Source organism: Myxococcus hansupus, assembly GCF_000280925.3.
GTDB classification, from domain to species: domain Bacteria; phylum Myxococcota; class Myxococcia; order Myxococcales; family Myxococcaceae; genus Myxococcus; species Myxococcus hansupus.
Window position 1 is genome coordinate 8,007,411 of sequence record NZ_CP012109.1, and the last position, 20,956, is coordinate 8,028,366.

A 20,956-nucleotide genomic window follows, 5' to 3' on the forward strand; every position below is an offset into this window, starting at 1 on the left:
GACACAGCCGGACGGCGTTTCTTCAATGCGGACACACCGCGAGGCGTGCGCGCCGAGGGGAAACCCGTACTCCGGGTGTCGCGTCGATTCCCGACGCCCCGGTCCGGCGAGGCTCGGAGAGGCTGCCCGGGCGCCGTCGGGCGTGATAGGCGGGAGCGCTGGACCTGCCGTGGCCTTGCACCTGTTCGACATTCCCGCGTGGTTGCACTCGGCCTGGCCCCACATGGTGGCGGCGCTGACGGTCCTCATCAGCGTGCTGGCCAGCGCTCACGCGGTGCTGCACAAGCGGGACGTGCGTGCCGCGGTGGCGTGGGTGGGCCTGGCGTGGCTGGTACCGGTGCTGGGCGGGGTGCTGTACGTGCTGCTGGGCATCAACCGCATCCGGAGGCGCGCCCGGTCGTTGATGCTGAAAGAAGAGCACGGCCGCTTCCTGCCGGCGCCCGAGGTCGCCCCCATGAAGGCGGAGGCTCTGAGCCAGCCCCACCCGGAGGCCGCCCCGCTGGCGCCCCTGGTCCGGCTGGGCGACGCGGTGGTGGGCGTGCCGCTGCTGCCGGGCAACCGCATCACGGTGCTGGAGTCCCGCCGGGACGCGTACCCCGCCATGCTGGAAGCGATTGACGCGGCGCGTGTCTCCATCTCTTTGTGCAGCTACATCTTCGACAATGACCTGGCGGGCCGGCGCTTCGTGGAGGCGCTGGGCGCGGCGGTGCAGCGCGGCGTGGAAGTGCGGGTGCTGGTGGACGCGGTGGGCTCTCGCTACACGTGGCCGCCCATCCTGGGCCGGCTGCGGCGCGCGGGGGTCCGCGCCGCGCGCTTCCTGCCCTCGCTGATGCCCTACCGGCTGCCCTTCGCCAACCTGCGCAACCACCGCAAGCTGCTGGTGGTGGACGGGCGGGTGGGCTTCACGGGCGGCATGAACATCCGCAAACACTTCTGGCCCGGCGAGCACGCCGCGGTGGACCTGCACTTCCGCGTCGACGGCCCCCTGGTGGGCCAGCTCCAGGAGACCTTCGCCGAGGACTGGGCCTTCACCACGCGCGAGCGCCTGTCCGGCGAGGCGTGGTTCCCTCCGCTCAGCGCCGCCGGCGGCGTGCTCGCGCGCGGCATCGCGGACGGCCCGGACGAGGACTTCGAGACCCTGCGCACCGTGCTGCTGGGAGCGTTGGCCACCGCGCGCACGTCGGTGCGCATCATCACGCCCTACTTCCTGCCGGACACGGCGCTCATCACCGCGCTGAGCGTGGCCGCGCTGCGCGGCATCCAGGTGGACATCCTGCTGCCGGAGAAGGGCAATCTGCCGGTGGTGCAGTGGGCCACGTACGCGCAGCTCTGGCAGGTGCTCCGGCCCGGCTGCCGCATCTTCCTCACCGCCCCACCCTTCGACCACACGAAGCTGATGGTGGTGGACGGGGTGTGGTCGCTCATCGGCTCGGCCAACTGGGACCCGCGCTCCCTGCGGCTCAACTTCGAGTTCAACGTGGAGTGCTACGACGCCGCGCTGGCCTCGGAGCTGGAGGGCGTCATCGCGGCGCGACTGCGCAACGCCCGGCCGCTCACGATGGCGCAGGTGGACGCCCGCTCACTGCCTGCCCGGTTGAGGGATGGGCTGGCGCGGCTGTTGTCGCCCTATCTGTAGACGCCCGCGCGGCCGCCGCGCCCTCACGCGGCCACGCGGCGCCGTGTCCAGGGTGGCGCGGGCCTACAGGAGCGCGCGGCGCATCCGCCAGTACGTCTCCTTCGCGACGCGGAAGCCCCGTGAGTCCTGGGGCAGCAAGGTGCGCAGCAGGTCCGCGGACTGCGTCTGGAGCGGCCTCACGCAATGGGTCTCCACCTGCGCGCGCAGGAAGCCCAGCGGATCTCTCCGGCGATACTCCGCGAAGTACGTCCGCAGCTCGTTGCGCGTGCGCGCCTGCCCGTTGTCCGCGTACTTGGCCACGTAGGGACTGAAGTCCGGGTAGAGTCGCCCCGCGCCGAACTCGCCGTGCAGCGTCGTCTTCATGAAGTTGCCGATGAGCAGGTCATCGAAAATCCGGTAGCGCACCGCCGTCATCAGGGAACCGCGCGGCGCCTCGAAGGTGATGCCCCGGCGGAAGCGGCGGCGCTGGAAGTCCACCACGTGCTCCTTGCCGCCCACGCGGAAGCGCAGGAAGTCCAGCGTGCGCCCCAGGTGCTCCACGTCACGGAAGTAGGCGATGAGCGCCCGCGCCTCCTCCGACTCCAACTGCTCGCTCCAGTCGTCGCCGAAGACCTTGGGGCTCACGGGCTGCAAGACATTCTCACGCGGACGGATGCGCTCCGTCTGGCCGCGGATGAAGTCGTGACGGACGAAGGCGGGCAGCAGCGTGCAGGTGCTCGACTCGAAGCCCCGGGCGTAGTCCTCCAACGCGGTGGTGTACTCGGAGGCCCAGACGCTGTCGGCCCGCTGGTACTTGTGCATGGAGCTGAAGGGGATGAAGTAGCGCGCCCCGTAGAACTCCGCCTGCCGGGCGATGGTCCGCCCCACCGGCGTCTTCGCCGCGGCGTGCGGCGCGATGCGCTGCCCGTCCTCGGTGAAGAAGTTGATCATGTCCGCGTCGCCATACCCGGACAGGGCCATCAGGTAGGACTCCTGATAGCCACTGATGACCTTGCGCACGAAGCGGCCCGCGCCCCGGTCCCCCGCGTCGTTGAGGTTGACCAGCAGCCGTCCCCCCACGTCCACCAGCAGGACGGCGTCCTGATTCACATCCGGCAGGCACATGACGCGGATGCGCGGCGACAACTGCGTCCACACGCGGTCCACCAACACGTGCACCTTGAAGCCCTGCGCACTCAGGTCGTCATGCATGCGACTGCCGAAGTGGTTGGGCACCAGCAGCGTGCGCTCCCGGAGCTTCTCCAGCGACTCCATGCTCAGGTGGTCCGGATGGCCATGGGACACCCACACATAGGGACAGGCCCGGATGGCCTCGCGCTGCTCGACGGGAATCTCGTGCGACAGCGTCCAGCTCCCGAAGTACGCACTGCCGTCCGTCCACGGGTCGGTCACCAGCACCGGGCCGTGGTCGTGGCAGATGAGCGTGGCGTTCCCAATGGTCTCGAAGCCCAGTTCCATGCGTCCGTCCCCCTCACCGTGTCTCTGCTCGCAAGTCCGCCGTCTCGGCCGGACCAACGTGGCGATGGGCGAAAACCGGCTGCACTGCCCGCCAGCATGGAGAAGATGATTCGTTGCCTGGACGGATGCTCCCCATCCCTGCGGGCGCGAACCCGGGCATCCTCGCGCCCCGCGCGGCGCACTTGCGCGTGCCTCCCCGCCGCACGAAAGGGCACGCGCCTTCCCTCATTGGGGAACGCGCGCGGCCCCGCACCGGCAGGCAGGCTCAGCGCTTGCGCGCGACGAGGGAAAGAATCTGCGCGCCGTAGCGCTCCGTGAGGGAGGGGCCGACGCCGTGAATGGCCATCAACTCCGCGCCATTCCCCGGACATGCCGAGGCAATCGCCACCAGCACCTTGTCCGTGAGGATGCGGAAGGCCGGCACCCGCCGCTTGCGCGCCTCCGCCAGCCGCCAGGCTTTCAAGGACTCCACCATCTGCGGCGCGGGCTCGGCCGCGGCGGCGCCACGGCGGCCTCGTGTAGCGGCCGGCGTGCGCTTCGTGCCCTCTCCACGGGCCGAGGGCCGAGGCGTGTCGTCCTCGCCCGAGGGCGCATTCGCGCGCCAGTGCGAGGCCGGGCTGTCATCGCGGGAGGCCGACGCCACCCGCTTCCCCCGGGTGGCCTTCTTGGCCGAGGCGCGCTTCGTCGTGGCCGTCTCGCCCTTGCGCCGCTTGCGCTTGGCGGCCTTCTCCAGGGGCACGGGCAGGAAGACCTGCTGCGGGTCCACGGCACGCGTGCGCCGGCCCTCGTTCGTCAGCGCGAGGCGCTGGAACGAGATGACCTGCCCATCCTTGTCGAACGAATCCACCTCCAGGCGCGTCAGGCCCGCCCGCACCAGTCCTCCCACCAGCCGTTCGAAGTCGCGCCGTGGCAGGGACTCACCGAAGAGCTCCCGGTGGAGCCGGCCGGTGGCCTGCCCATCCCGCTCCTGGAGTGACTCCAGGATGCGCTCCAGCCAGTGCCGCTCCGCGGAGGTGGGCTCGGCGAAGCGCAACGTGGCACAGGACTCCGGCGCGCAGACGTCACACAGGCCGCAGGGCTCACCCGAATCCTGGGTGTCACCAAAGTGCCCCACCAACTGCTTCATGCGGCAGCCGTGGGCCTCCGCGTAGCGCCCCATCTGCTCCAGGTGCAACAGCTTGCGGTCCCGCTGCGCGGTGTACGACGCGGACCAGGTGGGCCGCCCGCGCATCACCGTCTCGTCGGGCGTCATCACGACGCCGCCGTGAATCCAGAGCTGCTCCAGCGCCTTGTCGAAGACTTCCGGGTCACCGCGCACGCGCCCCTGGAGCACGGCCTTGGGCTCGAGCTGCGGCGCGGTGGACTTGAACAGCCGCTCCAGGACGTACGCCTCCGGGTAGTCCCGCTTGTGGAAGAACTCGTGGGTGCGCCGGTCGATGTACGAATGCAGCAGCACCGCGCGCGAGGGCTTTCCGTCGCGGCCCGCGCGGCCCAGCTCCTGATAGTAGCCCTCCAGGCTGGCGGGGAGCGCCGCGTGGATGACGGTGCGCACGTCCGGTTTGTCGATGCCCATGCCAAACGCCGTGGTGGCCACGATGACGTCCAGCGAGCCCTTGAGGAACTCGGCCTGCACCCGGTCTCGTTCGGAGGGCTGGAGACCCGCGTGGTACGCGGCGGCGGTGAAGTCTCCCGCGAGGAGGTCCGCGAACTGCTCGGCGTGCTTGCGCGTGGCCGCGTAGACGATGGCGGGCCGGTTCTCCTCGTCCTGGAGCAAACCCTGGATGGCGTCTCCGCGTGCGCTGGGATTGAGCTCGCGCACCTCGATGCCGATGTTGGTGCGGCGGAAGCCATGAATGAACGTGCGCGCCCGGCCATCCGCGCCCTGCAAGGCGAGCTGCTGGACGATGTCCCGCTGCACGTCCGGCGTGGCGGTGGCGGTGAGCGCCACCACGGGCGCGGGACGCAGCAGGGGCAACCGCGAACCCAACAGCCGGTAGTCTGGCCGGAAGTCGTGTCCCCACTGGGAGATGCAGTGCGCCTCGTCCACGGCGATGAGCGCGGGGGGGCGGCGGGCCAGGAACTCCACGAAGCCGGGGACCCCGAGCCGCTCGGGCGCGATGAACAGGAAGTCGAGCCGGTCCTCCAGGTAGTCCGCACACACCTGCCGCGACGTGGCCCGGTCTCGTCCGGAGTGGATGCGGTCCGCCGCGAACCCGAGCGACTGGAGCCGCGCCACCTGGTCCTCCATCAGCGCGATGAGGGGGCTCACCACCAGCGTGGTGCCCGCGCGCGCCAGACCCGGCAGTTGGTAGCAGAGCGACTTGCCCGCGCCCGTGGGCATCACGAGCAGCAGGTCCTCACCGGCGGTGGCCGCACGGCACACGGCTTCCTGGTAGGGTCGGAAGTCCGAGAAGCCGAACGCGTCCTTCAGCAATGAACGCAGCGCGTGGGGCGGAGTCGGCGCGCGCGGCCTCCGCTCGGGCCGCTGTCCAGAGGAGGCGGCTGCCGCGGCCCGCGCTCGGTTCACGGGCGTACGCGAGCCTCCCGCGCTCCAACCACCACCCTCCGACGCGGGCAGGCGCGAGGTGGCGATGGCGCTCGAAGCCACCAACGAGGGCGACGGCACATCCTCCTGATACGCCGAGCGGGCCCCTCCGCCGCCGGACGTCCTGGTCCGCCGCATTCCAAAGAGCGGCTCCTGAGCGCCATCGAACGCGCCCCTCGGGCCGTGCCCCGGCATGTCGGCGGCGTCCGAGGCGGCAGCATCGAACGCACCACGCCGACCGTTCCCCGGCATTCCAGCAGCGTCAAACGCGCCGCTCCCTTCCGAGCGCAGCGCGGCCCCACCGGCGCCAACCTCCCTGGACGTGCGCGCCCCACCGGCGCCACGCGCATTGGCGCCAAGACCTCCAAACAACTCCTGGGTCTCACCGCGCGACCCGACCGCCCCCATGCCGCGCCCACGGCCCGCGTCGGCCTGAGCCACCGGAAGCCGGGACGAAGCCTGCGGTCCTCCAAACACCCCGTCCCGCTCCCCACCTCCGCCCTGGACCTCGTTCCGAAGCGGCGAAGCCATCCTCGGCGGGGCGGTGGCCCCGTGGCCCACCACCTCGATGACATACGCCTCGATGCCCCGGATGAACTCGTCGAGCTGCCCTTCACCGCGCTCGATGCGCTGGAGCCACGCTTCCCATTGCCCCGTCATCGCCGGCGTCTTCACGTCCGGATGCACCACCTGGATGAGGTGGATGCCTTTCTCCGTGGCCTCGAACACCTTGCCCTTGCGGCGCAGGTACTCACGGTCCAGCAGCACCTCGATGATGGACGCGCGCGTGGCCGGAGTCCCCAGGCCCGTCTCGCGCATGGCATCCGCGAGTTCCTTCTCATCCAGCGACCGGCCCGCGGACTCCATCGCGGTCAGCAGCGTCGCGTCCGTGAGGCGCGGCGGCGGACGCGTGCGCTTCTTCACCGCCTCCACATCCTCCACCGTCTGCGGCTGCGCCCGCTCCAGGCCCACGGGCAGCGACTGCGGCTCGTCCTCCGGCTCCCGCTCCCCGTCCTCGCCCTTGCGCGCCTCCGCCTTCGGGCGCGGCGCCTTCTGACCACCGCCGATGTCCAACACCTTCCAGCCCACCCGCTCCACCTGGGTGCCAGTGCTCTGGAAGCGGTCCACCACCGGCGGCGCTCCCGCGGACGTCACGGCGGTGATGACCGTGGTGACGCGCCACACGTGGTCCGGGTGCCACGCCTGGAGCAGGCGCCGGCACACGAGGTCGTAGACGCGCTGCTCGTCCGGAGACAGCCGTACCCCGCCCGGCGGCGTGGGCGTGGGGATGATGGCGTGGTGGTCGGTGACCTTCGCGTCATCCACGTAGCGCTTGCTCAACGGCCGCGAGCCGGTGCCCTCCGCCAGGTCCTCCTCGTAGGGCCCACGAATGGCGTTCACCACCTCCGGCAGCGTGTCCGCCACCGTGCGGGACAGGTGCCGGCTCGCGGTGCGGGGGTAGCTCAACAGCTTGTGCTTCTCATAGAGCGCCTGCGCCACCTCCAAGGTGCGCTGCGCGCTGAACCCGTAGAGCCGGTTGGCGTGCCGTTGCAGCTCCGTCAAATCGTAGAGGTACGGCGGAGGCAGCTTCTTCTCCTCCGACTCCAGCGACTCGATGACGGCCCGGCCGGTGCGAACCCGGTCAATGACGGCCTGCGCCTCCACGCCATTCGCGTCCAGCCGCCGGGCCTCGCGCACGCCCTCGAACCCAGGCGGCGCCACCGGCTTGCCGTCCGGCCCTGAACGAAACCACGTGCCCTGATACCTCGCGTCCGGCGGCACGCCCTTCGCCCGAGGCGCGAAGGTGGCCACGACCTCCAGATAGTCGCGCGGCACGAAGTCGCGGATGGCCAGCTCGCGCTCCACCACCATGGCCAACGTGGGCGTCTGCACGCGGCCCACGCTCAACATCTCACCATGTCCCCCGTGCGCCAGCGTGTACAGGCGCGACAGGTTCATGCCCACCAGCCAGTCCGCCCGGCTGCGTCCCTTCGCCGCGGAGGCCAGCGCGTCATACTCGCGTCCGTCCGCGAGCCGACGGAAGCCCTCCTGGATGGCCCGCTCCGTCAGCGACGACACCCACAGCCGCCGCACCGGCTTGCGGCACCCGGCCGCGTCGTAGATGTAACGGAAGATGAGCTCACCCTCGCGCCCGGCGTCCGTGGCGCACACCACCTCGGACACCTCCGGCGCGTTGAGCACCTGCTTCACCACGTCGAACTGACTGCGTGTCTCCTTGGAGACAACGAGCGGCCAGTCCCCCGGGAGCATGGGCAGGAGCGAGCGGCTCCACTTCTTCCAATCCGCGCGAATCTCGTGCGGCTGCGCCAGTCCCACCAGGTGGCCAATGGCCCACGTCACCACATAGCCGTTGCCGCGCAGCCACCCCTCACCGCGCTCGTTCGCGCCGAGCACGCGGGCGATGTCACGCGCCACGGAGGGCTTCTCCGCCAGCACGGCCAGCAGGGAGGACCGGCCCGGGGAGCGGCTTGCTCCGCCCGCCCGTCCTTCGCGCCTGTCGTCCCGGGGCGTCTCGCCCATCTCTTCCCACCTCATGTGCCCAATCCCCTCCCGCCCGCCACACCACCCACCAGGGAGGGAACCTGGAGCGGCGGTGTGAATTCCTCCCCTATCGCGTCAGCCTGACATCGCCGAGCCCGGCCGCGCCCTACCCGTCGCGCCTGCTCGCTCCACGTCCCACCCGCCACCTTCCAGGTCTCTGAGAAGACGCGGAAAATTCGCTCCGCCAACACCCCTCGGCAGGCGCCACGAAGGCTGGCGCGCTCGCGCAAGCAATTGGCGCGGAGGCGGAAAACTCCATCCTGGGTCTGAGCCAGTATGCCCTTGTCGCCAGTCACTGCGGCGGACCGAACGGGGGGGAGGACGTATGTCGCACGTCGCGCATGGACCGGGTCGGGGGGCAGCAGGGGGAAACACGAGGCACGGTGCAGTTTCGCACGGCGACAAGGGGAGCAGGGCCACGGCGCAGCAGCCGGGGCACTTTTCCCGGGGGGAGTGGCTCAACGCCACGGGGGGAACGTTGGAGGGCGTCGTCATTCCGGAGCTGGCCACCTTCGCGGGGGCGAAGCGGGCGCAGTTGGCGGTCCTGACGAAATCCGTTGTCACGGAAGCAATCCAAACGCGGTTGAGGGACGTAACCCGGGTGGCATCCATGCGCCCGCAAACGTTCGGACGCGCCCAGACTCAAGCACGGCTGCGGGCCCTGTCACGGCCCGCGGTGCCCTGGGACGCGGCAGTACAGGTGAGGGAGCGGCATCCTCGCTCCCACGTGGTGGTGCTGGGGGCACCGGCCACGTCCACCTGAAGGGGCCAAAGGCGGTAGGGGGAACGTTTCAAAGGCAGCTTCGCTGGAGGGGTCCAAGGCCCTCCGGACACTTAGGGGCGGGATGGAAGACGGCGCCGCGGGGGCGGCACCGTCCGTGGAAGGGGGACCCGGGGTCACGCTCGCCAGAGGGGGAGGGCGAACCCGAAAATGGGTCGAAATCCGGGGGATGCTCCGAGTCCATCGGGGCATCCCTCGTTGCTTTGCGGGCTACGGCCGCGTGGCCAAGCTTCACTCGATGTGAAGCGACGCCGTCCGGTCCACCATCCTGGCCAGCGTGAGCCACAGCGCGTCCCCGGCGTCATCCACGGAGGCGAAGTAGTCCACGTCGGCAGTGAGCGCCTTGCCGTCCAGGATGACACGGGCCGGAGGCGTGGCCGCGGTGTAGCCGCGCAGCACCAGCACGGGGTTGCGCAGCCCCCGGGTGCCGGCGTCGAAGTGCAGCGAGGCGCGGTTGTTCGCGGCGACCTCGGCTTCCCAGGTGGCGTACACCGGGTTGTAGCCAGGGACGTCGAAGGCCACCAGGTCGTCCCGCCCCACCCCACCAGGGCCCTGCGTCAGGACGCGGCCCTCGGAGGCGGTGAACCGCACGTGCTGCCACGTCTCCACTTCGCGCACCTGGGAGAACACCGGGTCCGAGTCCTTCGTCCCCAGCACCATGAAGACGGAGTAGCTCTGGTACGGGTAACCGGAGCGCATGCCGTCGTCGCCGTAGCGCGGATACTCGCGGTAGCCCAGCGCGCCGTAGTTGCTCCCCCAGGCCATGCGGTGTGAGCGCGTGGGGCCCTGCTCGAGCAGTTGGTATTGGTTGAGCTGGTAGGTCCAGTTCCAGTCCACGGGCAGCGGGCCGTCCACGTCGACCTGCCCCCAGTGGACGTAGTTCCAGTAGCCGCCCGCGGGCTTCTGCTCCCACGTCTGGGTCTGCACCACGCCCATCTCCGCGTTCGCCGGGTTGATGAACATGCGCGTGTAGGGCACCACGTTGGGTTCGCGGTAGTCCCAGCCGTTGGCGCGCGACAGCACGCCCTCCGCGCTCAACGTCGTGAAGCGGTAGCGGTCTCCCCACCCCACACCGGTGATGTCCGCGTTGCCGTCCCCGTCGAAGCGCATGTCTCCATACGGAGAGCGCACGTCCGCGTGGATGGCGTCGGGCGGCGCGAGCGACGCGTCATGGGTGATGGCGTAGAGCGGGTGGCTCCTGCCGGTGGCGAACAGGTAGTGCACCGTCACATTGACGACGTGGCCGTCGAGCGTGAGCGGCCAGCGGAACTCATGCAGCGCGTGGTGGCGGCCCTCGAAGACGGTGCGCCCGGTGCCTTGGATTTTCTCCGTCCAGTTGCCCCACGTCTCCGAGGCGCGCAGGTGGCTCGCCACGATGCCCCAGCCCGGCACTTCGTCCGAGCCGTCACAGACGCGCGGCGTGCCCGCCACGTCATACGTGTAGCGGCGCACGTAGCCGCCCGTCCAATCGGCGGGGTCCGGGGCATCGTTGCGGACCAGGGACGCCGAGCGCGGCTTGCAGTGCGCGTCTCGCCATTCGTAGCGGTCGGCGCGAAAGCCTTCCAGGTTCACATCGCGCTCCAGCCGGAGCGGTCCGCAGCCCGTCTCCCTGGACGGGTCTGGACGGGCGTCCTTGCCACTGCAAGCGGCCAGCAGCGCGCCCAGGAGCGCGGGCGTGGCGAGTGACGCGGCGGTCTTCAGCAGGTGGGGCTTCATCGGGGTGCGTCCCTCGGGCGGCCAACAGCGGTTCCCGCCCCTTCCTGCCAAACCCGCCTACCGTGAATCAATGCGGGCCCGCGCGTGAAACGGATTCACGCGCGGCCCCCATCCATCCCACGGGGCGCGTGCCCGGACGTCCGCTCAGCGCGCCGTGGCGTTGCCCCGCGACTGGTGCCACGCGGCCAGCACTTCCCGCTCCCGCTCCGCGGAGAGGCCCGCGCGCAGCTTCGCCTGCCGCTCCGGTGGCAGCGTCTTGAACCACGCCACCGTGTCGCGGAGCGTCTCCTCCAGCGGCCGGAACGTCAGCCCCGCGGCCAGCGCCTTGGCGATGCTCAGGTTCCCGAGCCCGCCCATCTCACCATCCCGCGGCACCCATGCGGGCATGTCCGACCAGGACTCCACCTTGTGCTGCGTGAGGAACGCGGTGTCCACCCACGTGAAGCGCGCGTCGCTTCCCAGCGCCTTCTTGCTCGCCTCCAGGAAGTCGCGCATCAGCAGGGCCTGGCTGGGGCCGGTGGCGTTGTAGATGCCCGTCACGCTGCGCTCCACGGAGCGGATGATCCACGCGGCCAGGTCACGCGCGTCGATGAACTGCAACGGGTCCGCGCCGTCACCAGGCGCCAGGACCTCTCCGCCCTGGGCCACGCGCAGCGGCCAGTAGGAGAAGCGGTCGGACGAATCCGCGGGCCCGACGATGAGGCCCGGGCGCACGTTGAGGACGCGGCCCGGCATCGCGGCCTCGGCGGCCTGCTCACAGAGCGCCTTGAGGGCGCCGTAGTGCTTCATCACCTCTTCCGTCGTCGGGTCGTCCACGGTGGCGACCGCCGCCGTCTCGTCGAGACCCTGCTTCGTCATCTCCTGGTAGACGGAGATGGAAGACACGAAGGTGTAGTGTTTGACGTGAGGCGCCAGCAGCTCGGCGGAGGCGCGGACGATGCGGGGCACATAGCCAGAGGTGTCCACCACCGCGTCCCACGTGCGGCCCTGGAGCGCCTTCAGGCCCTCGCCCTTGTTCGGGTCGCGGTCACCCGCGAGCTTCTCCACATCCGGGAAGAGGCCCGGGTTCGTCTTCCCGCGGTTGAAGAGGGTGAGCGTGTGGCCGCGCGAGCGCGCGTACTCCACCAGCGCGGGCCCCAGGAACGCGGTGCCGCCCAGGATGAGGATGCGCAGCGGCGCGGCGGGCGCGGAGGCCTGCTCGCCCTGGCCCTGCGTGGACGTGGCGCCGGCGCCAGACGCGCCCGTGGTGGCACAGCCCATGGCCCAGAGCGAGCCGAGCGCGGCCGCTCCCTGAATCACTCTCCTGCGAGACAGCGTCATGCGGGACTCCTCCTGCGTGTGTGGACGGACTGCGAGGGAAGGCATGGGTTGCTAACGGACCGCGGCTTCTTCGGAGACGGACGCCTCGAGCGTGGCGGGCGTGGCGTCCGCCTGCCGCCGCTGGTGCCGCGCGAGGTACAGCGACACGGCCAGCCACAGGCCCGCCAGCGGCACGGCCGCCAGGGACAGCCCCGTCGTGCCCAGCCCCAGCTTCGTGAGGCCGCCCTGGAGCCACGCGCTCACCGTGTCACTGCCGCGGTACACCACCGTGTCGATGAAGCTCTTCGACTTGTAGCGCGCCTCGCGGTCCACGGTGGTGAAGAGCACCTCCCGCGATGGCCGCTCCAGCGCGTAGTGACTGGCGCCGCGCGCCGCCTTGAAGAGGATGAGCACGCCCAGCACCGGCATCGCCGCGAGCCCCAGGAAGCCCAGGCCCGTCAGCACCGGCGCCACCGCCAGCGCCGCCCCCAGGCCCAGCTTGGAGATGACGCGCCCGGTGACGAGCGTCTGCAGCGCCAGCGTCGCGAGCTGCACGTAGAAGTCGATGTTCCCGAAGAGGGCGGTGCGGCTGGCCGCGTCCGTGCCCAGCTCGGCGACGAGCCGCACCTCCTGGAAGTAGAGGAACGTGGAGGTCGCCGCGTAGAGCAACACCTGGAGCCCCATGGCGAGCAGGAACGGCGACGTCACGATGAGCCGCAGCCCCGCCAGCACGCCGCCGCCCACCGGCCCCTGCGCCGCCGCGGGCTGCTGTTGGACGTCCTGGGCCCAGCCGCTCAGCCGGCGCACGCACTGCGCGCTCACCTCCAGCAACACCACGGAGATGAGGATGAGGTTCACCGGGCCCACGGGCTCGGCGAGCCGGCCCACCAGGAAGGGCCCCACGAGCATCCCCGTCGTCCCTCCCGCCGCGATGAAACCAAAGAGCCGCTTGCTCTGCCCGCTGGCGAAGACGTCCGCCATGAAGCTCCAGAAGATGGAGACGACGAACAGGTTGTAGACGCTCAGCCAGACATAGAAGACACGCGCCACCGTCTCGCGCGCCACCCCGAGCTTCAACAGCACGAAGAAGCCCAACAGGTTGACCAGGAAGAACCGGTAGACGCGGGGAATCACCACCCGCCGGGGCCAGCGCGACACCAACGCGGAGAAGGCAGGCACCGCCGCCAGCATCACCAGGAAGGTGGCGGTGAAGAGCCAGTCCAGCCCCTTCACGCTGCCCGCCGTGCCCATCTCGTTGCGGATGGGCCGGAGGATGGCGTAGCCGCACATCAGCGTGAAGAAGTACAGGAACGACCAGCGGACGGCACCGACCTCCTCGTCCCGAACGTCCACGAATCGCCTGAGCATGGAGGAATTCACGTGAGCGGCCCAACGAGGCCCCGGGCAACCTATTCCCAGGACCTTGCGCGTGGAACGAGCGCGGCGGGCAGATGTCGCGCGGACTACGTCCCGGCGGCGAGCACCGCGCGGAGGGTCGCCTCGACCCGGGGCAGCGCTTCCTCGATTTCCTTCACCGAGGTGGCCCCCACGCTCAGCCGGAACCAGCCCGTGTCCGCGTCGAGCCCGAAGGCCTGGAAGGGCACCACGCCCAGGTTGGCCTTCTCCAGCAGCAGCTTGCGGATGTCATTGTTGGTGCGAAGCCCGCCCTTGCCCACCAGGTCGAAGCGCACCGACAGGTAGATGGCGCCCTGCGGCGCGATGTGCTGCACCGGCAGGCCCGCCTCGCGCATCCGCGTGAAGCCCTGGTGGAGGGCCTCCAGCCGCGCCTCCACGCGCTCGTGCATCACCTTCAGGAAGGCCCCCGTCGCCGCGGTGTCATCGAGGTACCGCGCCACCGCCACCTGCTCCGCCTTGGGCGCCCAGGCCCCCACGTGGCCCAGCACGTCGCGCATGCGGGAGATGATGGACGGCGGCCCCACGCCCCACCCCACGCGCACGCCCGTGGCGGCGAAGGCCTTGGAGATGCCGTCCACGAACACCGTGTAGGGCGCGACCTCGGGCACCAGCGCCACCGGCGTGACGTGCTTCGCCGCGCCGAAGCTCAGCACCCAGTAAATCTGGTCGTACATGAGGATGAGCGGCTTGCGGCCCTGCTTCTCGCGCTCGCGGTTCTCCGCGACCACGCGCTCGCAGATGGCGCCCAGCACGTCCGGCTCAATCATGGTGCCGGTGGGGTTGAGCGGGCTGCACAGGCACAGCAGGCGCGCGTTGCCCAGGTGCGGCGTGAGCTGCTCCACGGTGGGCATGAAGCCCCGCGCAGCGTCCGTCACCACCACCGCGCTCTTCGCATCCATCATGTGCGCGTAGTGGTTGTTGTTCCAGGAGGGCACCGGGTAGACGACCGTGTCTCCCGCATCCAGCACGCTGCGAAAGGTGCCGTAGATGACGGGCCGCGCGCCACCCGCGATGACGATGCCCTCCAGCGGGTACTTCAGGCCCAGCGAGCGCTCGTAGAAGCGCTGCACGGCCTGGCGGAGGTCGAGCACGCCATCCGACGGGGGGTAGTTCGTCTCGCCGGCCTGGAGCGCCGCGGTGATGTGGTCTCGCAGGCCGTCGGGGATGGGGAACTCGCGCGGGTTGAAGTCGCCCACGGTGAGGTTGCACACCTTCTGGCCCTGGGCGACCCGTTCGCGAATCTCCGCGGCGATGCGGAGGATTTCACTGCCGACGATGCCGCGCGCCATGGTGCCCACGGTGGCGTCGTCCTTCGAGGGACGGGGAAGCGAGGTCAAATCGAGGGGGGCCATGCGAGTTGCTCTCCGGTTCGTGCGCGTCAGGGGCCGCGCGGACTGCCTGCTGCGCGGACGATAGTCGCGGCCCCACCTCCATGTGTCATCCATTCGTGAGGACCTGACACCGAGGCACTGGCCCTCTGGCCGCTGCCCGTGCGAGACGAAGGACCCGAGTCCCGAAGCAGGTGGGCTGACTGGAGAGTCACGATGACGCTGTCCGGACGCAGGCTGACGTCGCTGGGGTTGGTTGGGTGTCTCGCGCTCGCGGGATGCTCGAAGAAGGAGGAGCCCCAGGCGGCGCCCCAGCCCCAGGCCCCGAGCATCCCCTCCACCCGGGCCCCGGAGGGCACCATCCCTCGCGAGGGCGAGGCCGCCGCCCAGCCGCCTGTCCACACGGCGACAGGCGTCGACGAGGAAGTCGCCGCCATTCCCTCCGGCGAGGCCGTGCCGCCCGTGGAGGTCCCCCCTTCGGACGCCCCTCCCGAGGACCCGAAGAACCGCGAGTGGACCACCGCGCCGGTGACGCTGAAGCGGGGCCCAGGCCAGGCGGTGACGCTGCGCTCGGTGCGCACCGGCACCCACGCGGACTATGACCGTGTGGTGTTCGAGTTCGACGGGGCCCGGGTGCCCGGCTATCAGCTCGAGTACGTGAACAAGCCCGTCATCCAGTGCGGCTCGGGCGACGAGACGCCACTGGCCGGACAGGCCGCGCTCCAGGTCACCCTGACACCCGCGCGGGGCCATGACGACCAGGGCCGGGCCACCGTCTCCGCGCTCGAGATGAAGCCCAAGCTGCCCACGCTGCTGGAGCTGGTGCGCACGTGTGACTTCGAGGCCGAGGTGACGTGGGTGCTCGGCACCAAGGCGCGCACCGACTACCGCGTCATGGAGCTGAGCGGCCCCACGCGCCTCGTCGTGGATGTGAAGCGCTGAACGCGCGGTGGCGTCACCCGGCTCGCAGCTCGCGGGCCAGTGCGTCCAACGCCTCCAACAGACGGGCGTGCCGGCTCCGCGCTCGCGGGTCCTGCGCCCTCAGCGCCATGGCGAGCGCCGCGGGCAGGTTCACCGCGGCGTCGCCCCGCAGCCGCTCGCGGTACTGCCGCGCCCAGTCCGGCGGCACGCGCAAGGTCCAGTTGCGCTCATCCACCGTGCCGGGCGTGTTGTACGTCTCCGGCATTCCCAGCAGGTCGGTGACGAACATCATCACGTTGCGCGCGCGGCTGGCGAACAGGTCCGCCACCTTCGCCTGCGCGAGCAGCCCCGGCCGCGTGGACAGTTCGCGCGCGAAGGCCTCGCGGTCCTCGGGCTCTGGACACAGGCGCCACGCCAGGTACTCCGCCTGGGCGCGCAGCGTGCCCTTCCATTGCCAGTCCGCCACCAGGCGCCACAGCGACTTCGTGTCGTGGTTGCCCACCATCACCCAGTCATCCGGGCCCACGTTCTCACTGCGGTACACGTCCGCCGGGTTGTCCAGGTCCGCCTTCTGCGTCACCCGGAAGCGGCCCAGCCCGTACTGCGCCAGCACGCGCTCCAGCGGATACGGCAACGTGCTGAGCACCTCGGCCAACAAGTCCCCCACCTGTCGCCCGTTGCGCCGGGCCGCCTCCACCACGGTGTCGAAGAGGACGCTGTAGCGGCGCACCTGTTCGGGCGTGAGGTCCTTCACCCAGCGGTCCGCGTAGCGCGACACCGCGCGGTCCACCTGCCCCGCGTGGACGAGCGCGAAGTGCGCCAGCTCCGGGTGGTCGGGCAGGTCCGGCGAGGAGAAGAGCCGCGCGCCATGCTGCACGGACCAGAGCGCGTCCGGCAGGTCCGCCCGGTACACCCACGGGCACACCAGGCCGTGCGGGTGGTCCAGGCGCAGGCCGTCGTACTCGCCCAGCATCTTGTCCATGCGCGCGTTCATGAAGCGCAGCACGGGGCCATTGCGACTGCCGGCGTTCGCGCCCGCGTCGTCCGCCTCGAAGTACTGCCCCGGGTCCATCACCGGATAGTTCCAGGGCTGACCGTCCGGGTTCGTCCGGCTGGGCGGCGCGCCCATGAGATAGGTGCTCAGGAAGAGGCCCTGCCACGCCCACGCGTCGCGCGGGGACAGGCCAATCTGCAAATCACCGTACAGCTTCAGCCGCCAGCCTCCCGCGCGCTCACGGAGCCGCTGGTGCTGCGCGTGGACGAGGAACTGACAGAAGGCGTAGCGCTCCAGCGAGTCCGCGTAACGCAGCTCCAACTGCGTCATGCGCGCCACGGCCGCCGCTTCCTCTTCCGGGCGAGGACTCCACAGGCGTCCATCCAACGAATCCGCCCAGCGCCGCCAGTCCGGCTCCCGCTTCTCCTCGCACAACACGTCGAAGAGCGCGTCGCGCACCAACCAGGCCCGGTGCTGCTGGCGGAAGGTGTCGAAGCGCGAGGCCAGCGACTTGATGGCGGCGGAGGCGTCCGGCTCCGTGCGCTTCTGCCGAAAGGTCTGCCACGCTTCGTTCAGCAGCGTGGTCTGTTCGCGGAAGGCGTGACGGAAGCGCGCTCCGGGACTGAGCGACGCGGGCCGACTGGCGGCCAGTCCCGCCACGCGTCCCGGCGGCAACAGCGCGCCCCACGGCTCGGGGGACTCCAGCGCCGCGAGCGCCACGTTGAGGAGGTTGCGCGAGAAGAGCGTGCCGTCATACGGCGACGCGTTGTACTCGGTCACCTGCCCCTGCGGGCCGAGCTGGATGCCGTTGAAGCCCAGCGCTCGGGAGAACGCCAGGAAGTCGGCGGCGCCCTCCGAATATGGCGAGCCCCAGCCCGTGTCTTCTTCTGGAAGGCTGGGGAAACTCGGGTCGTGGATGCTGAGCACCAGGTTGCGGACGTCGAGCGCGCCCAGGGCTTCGGTGACGAGTCGATGATGATTTTCGGGCAGCAAGGCGCGGGACATGGCGGAAGGGGCTGACCCTATGGCCCCTGGCGCGATGCGCCAACCGTCCTGTCGTCCCGATTCAGCGACTTCGTTGTCGAGCCCTCACTCGTGGCGTGCCTGCGGCGCGGGCCGAGGCTCACCGCGCCCCCCGCCGTGCGAGCGCGACTCGGGCGGCTGCATGCGGAAGAGTTTGCGCAGCTTGCGGGTGGCCCACGTCCGGCCCTCCACCAGGATTTCGTACACCGTGGGAATCACCAGCAAGGTCAGCAGCGTGGACGTAATCGTGCCGCCAATCACCGCGCGGCCCAGCGGAGCCCGGAAGTCGCCGCCCTCGCCCGCGCCAATGGCCACCGGCACCATGCCCGCCACCAGCGCGAAGGTCGTCATCAGGATGGGACGCAGACGGATGCGGCCCGCTTCGATGAGCGCCTCGCGCAGCGGCATGCCCTTCTCGTGCGACCACTTGGCGAAGTCGATGAGCAGGATGGCGTTCTTCGCGACGATGCCCATCAGCAGCATGATGCCGATGAGGCTCATCAGGTTCAGCGTGTCGCCGGTGAGCAGCAGCGCCAGCACCACGCCGATGAGTGACAGCGGCAGCGAGATGAGGATGGCCAGCGGGTCCAGGAAGGAGCCGAACTGGAGGACCAGGATGAAGTACATCAGCATCAGCGCCATGCCGAGCGCGAGAAACACGCGCATGAAGACCTCGGCCTGGTCCGCGGACTCACCGCCCGTCGTCAGCGTGTAGCCCGGAGGCAGCTTCACGCCGTCCAGCCGCTTCTGGATGTCCGACCCCACCTCCGACAACGAGCGCCCCTGCACGTTCGCCTGCACGTTGATGACGCGCTGACGGTCCAGGTGCGTCACCTGCGCGGGCCCCAGCGTCCGGCGGATGTCCGCCACCTGGCCCAGGGGCACCAACCGGGGCTGGCCGTCCGGCGCCGCGCCCACGGAGATGGGGAGCTGCGCCAAGTCGTTGGGGTTGTCACGGGCGCTCGGCGCCAGCCGGACCATGACCTCGCGCGTCTCGCCAATGGGGTCCACCCAGTCACCGACGTCCAGGCCCGCGAAGGCCGGCCGCAACACCTGGGCCACCTGCCCCACCGTCACGCCGAGCTGCCCCGCGAGCCCGCGGTTCAACTCCACCTCCAGCTCCGGCTTCTGCCCGCGCGTGGACAGGCCCACGTCCACCGCGCCCGGCACCTGCGCCACTTCCTTCTGCACCTGCTCCGCCAACTGCGTGAGCACCCGCTGGTCCGGTCCGCGCAGCTCGTACTGGAGCTGTTTGAAGGCGCCGCCGAAGCCCGAGGTGAAGACGGAGACGGTGGCGCCGCCGATGCGCTTCATCTCCTCGCGGAACTGAACGCCCAGCGCGTCCTGACTCACGTCGCGGTCCGCCTTGGGCGTCAGCCGCACGTACACCAGCGCCTGGTCCACGCCGGGCGCGCTGAGCGCCAGGGGCACGCCGATGGTGGCGTACGTGTACTCCACCTCGGAGTGGGCGCTGAGGGTGCGCGTCACCTCGTCCACCTTGCGCCGCGTGTACTCCAGGCTGGAGCCCGGCGGCGTCTCCACCAGCAGCTCCACCTCCGCGCGGTCGCTCACCGGAACGAAGCCCGCGCCGCCCACGGTGGCCTGGAGCGCCAACGCTCCCACCAGCGAGCCCACCGCCACCAGCACCATGGCCAGCCGGTGGTCCAACGCCCAGGCGATGACGTGCTTGTAGCGATCCGCCTGCCGGTCGAACCACGCGTTGAAGCGGTTCAACACGCGTGTGATGATGTTCGGCCGCTCCTTCTTGGGCGGCTCCGGCCAGTACGCGCTCAGCATCGGGTCCAGTGAGAAGGACACGAACAGCGACACCAGCACCGCGCAGGCAATGGTGAGGGCGAAGGGTTTGAACCACTGGCCCGCCACGCCGTACATGAAGGCCACCGGCACGAAGACGGCGACGATGGAGAACGTGGTGGCCGACACCGCGAGGCCAATCTCCGACGTGCCCTCACGCGACGCCGTGTAGTGGTCCTTCCCCATCTCCACGTGGCGGACGATGTTCTCGCGCACGACGATGGCGTCGTCGATGAGGATGCCGATGGCCAGCGTCAGGCCCAGGAGCGACATGGTGTTGAGCGTGAAGCCGAAGGCCCACACGCTGATGAAGGACGCCAGCACACTCACCGGCAGCGCCAAGCCCGTGATGACGGTGGAGCGCCACGAGTTGAGGAAGACGAAAACGACCAGCACCGTGAGCAGCGCGCCTTCAATCAGCGCGGACTGCACGTTGTCCACGGCGCTCTCCACGCGGATACCAGCGTCGCGCACGATTTCGAGCTTCACGCCCGCGGGCAGTTGTTGCTGGAGCGCGTGCACCCGCTCGCGCACCGCGTCCGCCACTTCGGTGGTGCTGTAGCCGCGCGCCTTGAGCACTTCGATGCCCACGGCCTGCTTGCCGTTGAAGAGCGCCAGCGTGCGGGGCTCCTCGGAACCCACGAAGACGTCCGCCACCTGCCCCAGGCGGATGGCCTGCCCGTTGCGCGCCGCCACCACCATGTCGCGGAAGTCCTCCACCTTCTCCAACCGGCCCTTGAGGCGGATGGACTCCTCCGACAGCGGCGCGTTGATGCGGCCCACCGGCGCCGCCAGGTTCTGCGCCTGGAGCGCCGCCACCACCTCCGCCACGGACAGCCCGGCGGCCTGGAGCGCCTCCGGCTTGAGCTGCACCGTCATCTCGCGCGCCACGTCGCCCACGACGTCGGCCTGCGCCACGCCGGGCACCGAGCGCAGCTCACCCACCACCGTCGGGTCCGCGACCAGCGACAGCGCCGCCACATCCAGTCCCTCCGACGTGAGCGTCAGCGACAGGATGGGTTGGTCCGCCGGGTCGAAGCGCGTGAGGATGGGCTCCTCCATCTCCTGCGGCAGGTCCGCGCGCTTGCTGGAGATGGCGTCCCGGATGTCCTGTGACGCCTCCTGGATGTCCTTCTCGAAGTCGAAGAACACCGTGAAGGTCGCCAGGCCGTCGGTGGCGATGGACGTCGTCTCCTTCGGGTCCACCCCGCTGATGGCGAAGATGGCGTCCTCGATGGGCTCGACGATTTCCCGCTCCACCGTCTCGGGTGACGCGCCTGGGTAGACGATGGTGACGTTGACGACGGGAGGCTGGATGTCAGGAAACTCGTCCGTCTCCAGGAGCCCCAGGGACACCAGGCCGAAGACCACCAGCGCCAGCATCGCGGTGATGGTGACGATGGGACGCTTGATGGCGAAGTCGGAAATGAACACGGACGTGACTCCTGCTGGGAGCAGTGGT

10 protein-coding genes are annotated in these 20,956 nt (G+C 70.2%); 2 read left to right on the top strand and 8 right to left on the bottom strand.

Annotation, left to right across the window (positions count from 1 at the left end):
• Positions 1-223: 223 nt before the first annotated feature.
• Positions 224-1,636, top strand: coding sequence for a cardiolipin synthase (gene cls / locus A176_RS31445; protein ID WP_044890399.1), 1,413 nt, complete (start codon positions 224-226; stop codon positions 1,634-1,636).
• A 63-nt stretch (positions 1,637-1,699) separates the two neighbouring features.
• Here cls and A176_RS31450 read toward each other — a convergent pair whose 3' ends face one another.
• The 6 genes from A176_RS31450 to A176_RS31480 all read right to left on the bottom strand — a co-directional run bounded on the left by A176_RS31450 (position 1,700) and on the right by A176_RS31480 (position 14,765).
• A complete protein-coding gene (locus A176_RS31450) occupies positions 1,700-3,094 on the bottom strand; it encodes an MBL fold metallo-hydrolase (protein ID WP_002636139.1) in 1,395 nt (464 codons plus the stop codon).
• Between the two features lie 265 nt (positions 3,095-3,359).
• The gene (locus A176_RS31455; protein ID WP_193409812.1) at positions 3,360-8,195 is read right to left on the bottom strand and encodes a DNA topoisomerase 3; all 4,836 of its coding nucleotides are present in this window, start codon (positions 8,193-8,195) and stop codon (positions 3,360-3,362) included.
• A gap of 1,018 nt (positions 8,196-9,213) precedes the next feature.
• A complete protein-coding gene (locus A176_RS31465; protein WP_002636141.1) occupies positions 9,214-10,698 on the bottom strand; it encodes a hypothetical protein in 1,485 nt (494 codons plus the stop codon).
• Between the two features lie 144 nt (positions 10,699-10,842).
• Positions 10,843-12,018, bottom strand: coding sequence for an NAD-dependent epimerase/dehydratase family protein (locus tag A176_RS31470; RefSeq protein ID WP_002636142.1), 1,176 nt, complete (start codon positions 12,016-12,018; stop codon positions 10,843-10,845).
• Positions 12,019-12,069: 51 nt separating this feature from the next.
• Positions 12,070-13,365: an NTP/NDP exchange transporter gene (locus tag A176_RS31475; protein ID WP_044890397.1), complete on the bottom strand. Its 1,296-nt coding sequence runs from the start codon at positions 13,363-13,365 to the stop codon at positions 12,070-12,072.
• A 95-nt stretch (positions 13,366-13,460) separates the two neighbouring features.
• Positions 13,461-14,765, bottom strand: coding sequence for a pyridoxal phosphate-dependent aminotransferase (locus tag A176_RS31480; RefSeq protein ID WP_002636144.1), 1,305 nt, complete (start codon positions 14,763-14,765; stop codon positions 13,461-13,463).
• Between the two features lie 192 nt (positions 14,766-14,957).
• Here A176_RS31480 and A176_RS31485 point away from each other — a divergent pair, with 192 nt between their 5' ends.
• Positions 14,958-15,683 (top strand): AMIN-like domain-containing (lipo)protein, encoded by a 726-nt coding sequence (locus tag A176_RS31485; RefSeq protein WP_002636145.1) that lies wholly within the window; start codon positions 14,958-14,960, stop codon positions 15,681-15,683.
• Positions 15,684-15,696: 13 nt separating this feature from the next.
• Here A176_RS31485 and A176_RS31490 read toward each other — a convergent pair whose 3' ends face one another.
• On the bottom strand, positions 15,697-17,661 hold the full coding sequence (locus A176_RS31490; RefSeq protein ID WP_002636146.1) for a 4-alpha-glucanotransferase: 1,965 nt from the start codon (positions 17,659-17,661) through the stop codon (positions 15,697-15,699).
• A gap of 84 nt (positions 17,662-17,745) precedes the next feature.
• A complete protein-coding gene (locus A176_RS31495; RefSeq protein WP_002636147.1) occupies positions 17,746-20,928 on the bottom strand; it encodes an efflux RND transporter permease subunit in 3,183 nt (1,060 codons plus the stop codon).
• Between the last annotated feature and the right edge of the window lie 28 nt (positions 20,929-20,956).

Coding starts and splice junctions, on each gene's coding strand:
- cls (WP_044890399.1), top strand. CDS start 224: ATGGTGGCGGCGCTGACGGTCCTCATCAGCGTGCTGGCCAGCGCTCAC.
- A176_RS31450 (WP_002636139.1), bottom strand. CDS start 3,094: ATGGAACTGGGCTTCGAGACCATTGGGAACGCCACGCTCATCTGCCAC.
- A176_RS31455 (WP_193409812.1), bottom strand. CDS start 8,195: ATGAGGTGGGAAGAGATGGGCGAGACGCCCCGGGACGACAGGCGCGAA.
- A176_RS31465 (WP_002636141.1), bottom strand. CDS start 10,698: ATGAAGCCCCACCTGCTGAAGACCGCCGCGTCACTCGCCACGCCCGCG.
- A176_RS31470 (WP_002636142.1), bottom strand. CDS start 12,018: ATGACGCTGTCTCGCAGGAGAGTGATTCAGGGAGCGGCCGCGCTCGGC.
- A176_RS31475 (WP_044890397.1), bottom strand. CDS start 13,365: ATGCTCAGGCGATTCGTGGACGTTCGGGACGAGGAGGTCGGTGCCGTC.
- A176_RS31480 (WP_002636144.1), bottom strand. CDS start 14,765: ATGGCCCCCCTCGATTTGACCTCGCTTCCCCGTCCCTCGAAGGACGAC.
- A176_RS31485 (WP_002636145.1), top strand. CDS start 14,958: ATGACGCTGTCCGGACGCAGGCTGACGTCGCTGGGGTTGGTTGGGTGT.
- A176_RS31490 (WP_002636146.1), bottom strand. CDS start 17,661: ATGTCCCGCGCCTTGCTGCCCGAAAATCATCATCGACTCGTCACCGAA.